A 2477-nucleotide genomic window follows, 5' to 3' on the forward strand; every position below is an offset into this window, starting at 1 on the left:
TGCTCGCCATCGAGTTCCGACGCGGCCTGCTGCAACAACTCCGACAGGTGCAACAGGTTGGTCAGCACCCGTTCACCATCACTGCGGGCAATGAGCATCTGCGGCAGTTGAAAGTCGTGCAGCAGGCGCCGCAACATCGGCAGCACCCCTTGCTTGCGCCAGAGCTCGCGATAACCGCGAAACTGCATGACCCGGGTTTCCCAGACCAGTTCGTCCTGATTCAGACGCTCCAGCTCAGCCAGCGGCAGGTTCAGTGTGATGCACGCCAGCGCCGCTTTCAGGGAGCGTTCGACATCCGGCTCGGCGCACGCCTTGAGCCACGACAGCAGGTCATGGGCTTCCTGAGCGGCAAAGACCGAGTCCTTGTCCGACAGGTAAACGCTGCGGACTCCGCGCGCTGCGAGCTCACCGCGTACCGCCTGCGCCTCTTTACCGTCGCGAACCAGGATCGCAATGTCCGCTGGCCGCAGCCCACGCCAATCCTTGTCTTCCTGCGCAAACCCGGCGCGACCGGTTTGCCCCCCATTAAGCAGAGACGTGATCTCACTGGCGCAGGCCGCCGCCAACTGCTGGCGATAAACTGCCCCGGACAGTGGCTTGTCGGTGGATAAATGCCAGATGTTCAGCGCTGGCACATCCAGCCCGGATACCTGCAAATGTTCTTTACGCCCCTGAGCCTTCACAGGCTGGAACGGCACCGGGTTTTCGCCGTCTTTCTCTCGGAACAGAAATGCTCCGCGCCCTTGCTCACGGGACTCGGCACGTTCGAAAACATGGTTGACCGCACTGACCATCCCGTGACTGGAACGGAAGTTCGTGCCCAGGGTATGCAGGCGTCCGGTTGTAGCCTGGCGGGCTCGCAGATAGGTGTAGATATCCGCGCCACGGAAGGCATAGATCGCCTGCTTGGGGTCGCCAATCAGGAACAGCCCGGTCTCGGGATTATCCTCTTCAATGCGATAGATGCTTTCGAAGATCCGGTACTGCACCGGATCCGTGTCCTGGAACTCATCGATCAGAGCGACCGGGAACTGCTCGCGGATTAGCGTGGCGAGACGTTCCCCACCATCGGATTGCAGGGCAGCATCCAGACGCAACAGCATGTCGTCGAAACCCATTTCGGCCCGACGGCGCTTCTCGTCTTCAAAGCGGGCACCAACCCATTTGGCAGCATGCTGCAGCACGGCCGCATCGGGCGTCGGCAAATTGTCGAGGCTCGACTTGAGCACAGGCATGGCATCCAGGCCCGGGTGACTCGGCGGCTCGCCCTTCCAGGCTTCAGCCATGCCCTCCGGCGTGAGCCTGGCGAACCCGGTGCCGATATCCAGTTGCTCGAGCGACTCGTCCTCGGCCCAGGCCTTGAGCTTTTCGAACCAGGGTTCGAAATAGCGGGCCTGCATCTTGCGCCCGTCCACGGTTTTGTTGGCGACGCCCTGATGGCAGATGGCGAGTAACTCATCAGCCCACTGCCGCCATGGCCCCTTCAACTCCACCAATGCCGCACGGCGTTCCTGCAGGCAGTCTTCGATCAGCTCGGATGGCGTCTTTTCTGAATCCCCTTCGCGCTCGGTGCCAAACAGCCCACGCACACGCGGCAACAGGGCCGCCGGCCCTCCCCAGTGGCTGCGAACCCAGTTCAAGGCATCGCCCTGCATCGGATAGCAAAACAGCCGCCAATAATCGCGCAGCACTTCGCCGAGCAGGTCGCTGTGATCGGTTTCCAGGGTCTGGGTAAACAGACTGCCGCTGTCGAACGCATGCTCGCGCAACATTCGCTGACACCAGCTGTGGATCGTCGAGACCGCAGCTTCATCCATCCATTGCGCGGCGATATCCAGGCGGTTCGCGCAGCCGGGCCATTGTTGCGGATCGAACTGTGCACGCAGTTCATCAATCAACGCATCAGGGGGCGGTGACTCGTCACGGAAGAAACGGGCGGCCTCGGCCAGACGTGTGCGTATACGTTCGCGCAGTTCTTTGGTGGCTGCGTCGGTGAAGGTCACCACGAGAATCTGCGGGGGCAACAGCTCTCGAGCGAAACCACTCGCCTCGCCTCCGTGGCCGAGGATCAACCGCAGATACAACGCCGAAATGGTAAACGTCTTGCCAGTGCCCGCACTGGCTTCAATCAGTTGGCTGCCCTTTAACGGAAATGCCAGGGCGAGAGGCTGCTGGTTACTCATGCGCCTGCCTCCTCGTGGGTCCATGAACGCCAAGGTGCCTCAAGCAGAGGGCGATACAGTGCATCACACCAACCGGAGAAGGTTTCATCCGCCTGCAGTGCATCGAAGTCGGCGAATTGTCGGGACAGAGCCGGACTTTCACGCCGCTCGCCTTCGCTGGTCTGACCATCGCCCTCATAGGCTTTACGGGCAGCCGCTTCAGCCTTGACCGGATCGGTCTGGGCCAGCCATGCAAAAGCCGTTTTCACCGCGACCGGAAGTGGCTGGCGCATGCCCGTCTGCCAGGCGAGCAGC

General features: G+C 61.6%; 2 protein-coding genes. Both read right to left on the reverse strand.

All coding sequences use genetic code 11. The annotated features are described in order from the left end of the window. Nucleotides 1-2183 (reverse strand): UvrD-helicase domain-containing protein (locus tag K5E37_RS29265; protein ID WP_221535827.1); only part of this gene is annotated, 2183 nt, incomplete at its 3' end. Next, the coding region (locus tag K5E37_RS29270; RefSeq protein WP_221535828.1) for a hypothetical protein at nt 2180-2477 on the reverse strand (298 nt) is incomplete at its 5' end. The genes K5E37_RS29270 and K5E37_RS29265, both read right to left, overlap by 4 nt.

The organism is Pseudomonas sp. RIT778, assembly GCF_019718735.1.
Classification (GTDB): domain Bacteria; phylum Pseudomonadota; class Gammaproteobacteria; order Pseudomonadales; family Pseudomonadaceae; genus Aquipseudomonas; species Aquipseudomonas aphyarum.